General features: G+C 55.8%; 6 protein-coding genes and 1 pseudogene. 6 read left to right on the forward strand and 1 reads right to left on the reverse strand.

Translation table 11 applies throughout. From position 1 onward, the window contains the following. Together ACPLUI_RS11605 and ACPLUI_RS11610 are read left to right on the forward strand one after the other, a co-directional pair. Positions 1–377 (forward strand): annotated as a pseudogene (locus ACPLUI_RS11605) (DNA polymerase IV); the annotation flags it as partial. Further along, positions 367–744: a hypothetical protein gene (locus ACPLUI_RS11610; RefSeq protein ID WP_424660423.1), complete on the forward strand. Its 378-nt coding sequence runs from the start codon at positions 367–369 to the stop codon at positions 742–744. The pseudogene ACPLUI_RS11605 and the gene ACPLUI_RS11610, both read left to right, overlap by 11 nt. Here the strand turns inward: ACPLUI_RS11610 and ACPLUI_RS11615 are convergent. Next, the gene (locus tag ACPLUI_RS11615; protein ID WP_424660424.1) at positions 694–960 is read right to left on the reverse strand and encodes a hypothetical protein; all 267 of its coding nucleotides are present in this window, start codon (positions 958–960) and stop codon (positions 694–696) included. The two genes, ACPLUI_RS11610 and ACPLUI_RS11615, sit on opposite strands and share 51 nt — an antisense overlap. Positions 961–1149: 189 nt before the next feature. Between ACPLUI_RS11615 and ACPLUI_RS11620 the strand changes: the two genes are divergently transcribed. The 4 genes from ACPLUI_RS11620 to ACPLUI_RS11635 all read left to right on the forward strand — a co-directional run. Further along, entirely contained in the window at positions 1150–1422 is a 273-nt protein-coding gene (locus ACPLUI_RS11620; protein ID WP_424660425.1) for a hypothetical protein, read from the forward strand. Further along, complete coding sequence (locus ACPLUI_RS11625) at positions 1419–2999, forward strand: diguanylate cyclase (protein WP_424660426.1); 1581 nt, start codon at positions 1419–1421, stop codon at positions 2997–2999. The genes ACPLUI_RS11620 and ACPLUI_RS11625 overlap by 4 nt, the downstream gene beginning before the upstream one ends. A 390-nt stretch (positions 3000–3389) precedes the next feature. Further along, entirely contained in the window at positions 3390–4118 is a 729-nt protein-coding gene (locus ACPLUI_RS11630) for a Rossmann-like domain-containing protein (protein WP_424660427.1), read from the forward strand. A gap of 34 nt (positions 4119–4152) precedes the next feature. Then, positions 4153–4351 (forward strand): class I SAM-dependent methyltransferase (locus tag ACPLUI_RS11635; protein WP_424660428.1); only part of this gene is annotated, 199 nt, incomplete at its 3' end.

A 4351-nucleotide genomic window follows, 5' to 3' on the forward strand; every position in this document is an offset into this window, starting at 1 on the left:
CCGACCGGGTGGCTGAGAGAGTGAGGATGGGGGGATACGCGGGCAAAACTGTGGTACTTTCCCTGAAGGACGCCAATTTTGCATATTTATCGCGCATGAAAACCCTTCGCACGCACACCGACCTGGCCGCAGACGTTTACCGGGCGGCGGTGGAGATTTTGGAGCGGCACTGGCCCGAGGGCTGGCCCGTGCGCATGGTGGGAGTAGCCCTTGCTGGGCTGGTTCCGAAGCCTCCAGAACAACTTACGCTATTCGGTGATAGGGAGAAACTGAGTAGAGTTGAGCGGTCCTGCGACTACATACGGAGCAGATTCGGGGAGAAAGCAATCTTCAGGGCTTCCTCCCTTACAGGGGCAGGTGTAAGGTATGCTGGATAATCAGCTGTGGGAAGGCCACCGCATCATCCTACCGGAAATGCGGGAGAAGGCCATAAGACGGTGCACTGACTGCCGTTTTCTGGTCAAAATCCAGGGTCGGGAAGAAATGCGTTGGGGCTGCGTAGTAGACTTGCCCGGTTACGGAACCCTCAAAAAAGCAATTCCGGACACCCTGCATGCTTTGGAAGTTTTGAAGATAGCAGGAAATAAAGAGGTGCTTCTTAAGGTGCTTTCCCGTGGCAACCCGGAAGCCCAGGCGTGCGGACTTTTTTTGCCCAAGTGCAGGAAAAAGGTACGGGCGGTACAGAAGGCTGAGTTATGTTGCCAGTCCCCGCCGCCGCAATACCGCCCTGATGGAACGCAGTGAGAAGATGGCTTCTGGCTTTATGCCATCGCTTCCGTACCAGAGGTTGCAGTGGTGCCGGCCGTCCTCCATAGAGTAGATAACCAACTCCCAGAAGCCCTGATAATATTTATGCCACGTCTGATGGCCATCAGGGAAGCTGTCGTAGACTTTTTCCCACCCGTTTTCCGTGAGAAACTTTTTTATTTTTTCAGGTACAAAGGCCTGTTGTTTTTGCATGATAATCCCTCGCTTCTTTCTTCTACCATAATTAATTGGTTGTAAAGCCGAAAAATTTTATGCTTTATGCGATTTTTATTAATAAGGAAAACCCTGTCGATCCGACACCATTCGACAGTGTTTCCCTTGACGCTCTTTCCAGGAAGCGGTTTAATTGAGTCTGGTGCAAGTGGCGAGAGGGGGAGGTTTTTGCTGGATCTCGGCAGGACAATTCTGCGGTTGGAAAAGGCCAGGAGAGAATTGATGGCCGTCGATCCCGGCGACAGAGAGAAACTCCTGGCGGCCGGCCGGAAGGTGGATAAGCTGATGAGTACTACCGAGTTAAAGCTCGGCCCAAGGACGTCGGAGGCCGCGGCGGGAAATAACCGTCTGTTTCTTCTCTTTTCCGGAGCAGGATTTTGTTCCCTGAAGAATAAAAAATATCCGGAGAAAAGTGTTCAAAAGGAGCGGTGGATTGCGTGAACCCGGGTCGAGGAAAAGACGAGCTTTACCGGCTGGTGGACGCTCTGCCAGAGGTAAAAGCCGAAGCGGCAAAAAAATTTCTTAAACTCCTGCTTGGCGCCAGCAGTAAACTTCTGCCGGAAAAATTGGTGGAGAAGCTGAACCTCTTCGAAAGAATCATTGATTCCCTCCCGGATGCCACCTTTGTCGTTGACCGCGAAGGAAGGGTGCTCGTGTGGAACCGGGCCATGGAAGAAATGACGGGAGTTAAGAAGGAAGAAATACTGGGCAGGGGAGAATACGCTTACGCCGTCCCGTTTTACGGGGAGAAAAGACCCATCCTCGTCAACATCCTGCTCGGCAATGGTACACAGTGGGGACAGCAGTACGATAAAATCGAACTGAAGGGTCATATTCTTGTCGGCGAAGGTTTCGCTCCTTTCGCCCGCGGTGGCAGGGGGCTTCACTTCTGGACCCTTGCGGCCCCAGTCTACGACGAGAGGGGAAACCTGCTCGGGGCGGTCCAGTGCATCCGGGACATTAGTGAGCGCAAGAAGATGGAAGAAGAGCTGAGACGCTGGAGTACCCGCGATGCCCTCACCGAACTGTACAACCGTGCTTTCTTCGAGGAAGAACTGCGTCGGCTGGACAGGGGGCGCTCTTTTCCTGTCAGCCTCATTCTATGCGACCTGGACGGCTTGAAAGTGATCAACGACATGCTGGGGCACGAGCAGGGTGACGAACTCCTGCGCCGTGCGGCCGAAGTAATTGCGAGCTGCGTCCGGGGGTCCGACGTGGTGGCCCGGGTCGGCGGGGACGAGTTTGCCGTGATCCTGCCCCAGACAGACCGGAAGACGGCGGAAGAAGTGGCAAGGCGCATAAATGAGGCCGTTGAAAAGGACAACATGCAGCATCCGGATCTCCCTTTGAGCATCTCCGTAGGTGTGGCGACGGCAAAAGATGCTTCGCGTCGGCTGTGGGAAGTCTACAAGGAAGCAGACGACGCGATGTACATGAACAAGCTTGCCGGCGGGAAGGACCCGCGGGCGGCGGTGATCCGCGCCCTCAAGGCAGCCCTGGCGGAGAAGGATTTCCACAACACGGAGCGCATGAAAGAGATTGCCTGCATGCTGGGAGAGGCAGTGGGGCTCTCGCGTGAAGAAATGGACAGTTTGCGCCTCTTGGTGGAGATGCACGACATCGGCAAGCTGGGAGTGCCGGACCACATCCTCTTCAAGCCCGGTCTTCTCACTGAAGAGGAAAGGAAAGAAATCCAGCGCCATTCCGAAGTGGGGTACCGCATTGCTCTCTCCTCTGGCGAGCTGGCCCCGGTGGCCCCTTACATTCTCCAGCATCACGAGCGGTGGGACGGGCAGGGCTATCCCCTGGGACTGAAGGGAGAGCAGATCCACCTCTTGAGCCGCATTCTGGCCATAGTCGACGCCTACGACGCGATGACATCGGATCGCCCCTACCGCGGTGCAATGTCGCACGAAGAGGCTCTTGAGGAACTGAAGAAGTGTGCAGGGAGTCAGTTTGACCCGCAGCTGGTTAAGGTTTTTGTAAGGTTGCTGGCAGGAGAAAAGGGGAAGCTGTAGGGGGATAAACGCGAGGAAAGTCAGAAGTGTTGACGCTGTTCAACGAAAAGTATTACCATTGTAATGGACATATAACCACAATCCAATTATCAATACCGCTATTGAGAGTGAGGTTTGCAAGTGGATAGAGATAACAAAGCCGGATAAAGTCTAGGTTGACACCGTAACCCGCCCGCGGAGGAGTTTGCGTTTACCGTGCCGGAAAGCGAATTTCGCCGGCCTGCCGCTGGCCTAAGCGAAAACGTGGAAGTAATTGCGCCGCACCATAAGGTTGTGAGCAGGCGGCATAATTTGTTACCTGCTGGCCGACCACTCTCACTTTAAAAAATGCGATTAGGCTAGAGTTTCGTCCAGTAGAGGTTTAGAGGGGTTTTAGGAGGTGCAATAAGGTTGGATATTTACGACGTATTACGCCAGCGGGCAGCGGAACTAGCTGACCGGGCCGGGTTGTTTGTCTTGCCGGTTGAGGTGCGCTCCCGGGTGCTCACGCCCCAGGAGGCTATCGGTAATCCGGGGAGATTAGACTTTCCTCTCCAGAGTGGGAAAGAACGCCTGGTGGAGGCGCAGTTTCAGGGTGCGCGCGGCCAGGCTTTTACCGACCAGCCGGGGCATTTTACCGGTACCCTCGAGGAAGTCTTTGGACTCTCGCTTAGCGATAATTACACGCGTGCCGTATTCGTGGCTACGCTTAATTCCCTGTTGCGGCATCTAGGGAAGATTACAGGAACTGTTCACTGTCGCGATGAGGGGCCGCGTCGTTGTGCCGTGGAACTGGTCAACTATTTGAAGGCGCGCTTCGGCACGCCGCGGGTAGGCTTCGTTGGGTTGCAACCGGCTCTGGTGGAGGCCTGTGCTGGCCATTTTCCGGTGCGTGTATTGGATCTCGACCCTGAAAATATTGACCAAGAACGGGCCGGGGTGATGATCGAGGACGGCCGTGGGGACACGGGGGCGATGCGGCGCTGGGCAGACGTCTTGCTGGTCACCGGGAGCACCCTGGCCAACGGCACGATCACCGAGTGGCTTGATGCCCCGTGCCCGGCGATCTTTTACGGCACCACCATAGCCGGCGCGGCCACCCTGTTGGGTTTGCCGCGCTTCTGCCCCTGCAGCACCTGAGCTCTTATGGGCTTAGCATACAAGGAGGTTGGTTATGGCAACCAGCGACTGGAACGGTCACGAATACGATGCGGTTTCCCGGCAGCGTTTTGCGGTGGGAGATCTCCTGATCCGGCTTGCGGCAGTCCGGTCCGGGGAGGAGGTGCTTGACGTTGGCTGCGGCACGGGGGAGCTGACCCTTAAGTTGGCAAAGATAGCCTACCCGGGGCGGGTGCTCGGCATCGACAATGCCC

It is taken from the genome of Desulfofundulus sp., assembly GCF_049701015.1.
GTDB lineage: Bacteria > Bacillota > Desulfotomaculia > Desulfotomaculales > Desulfovirgulaceae > Desulfofundulus.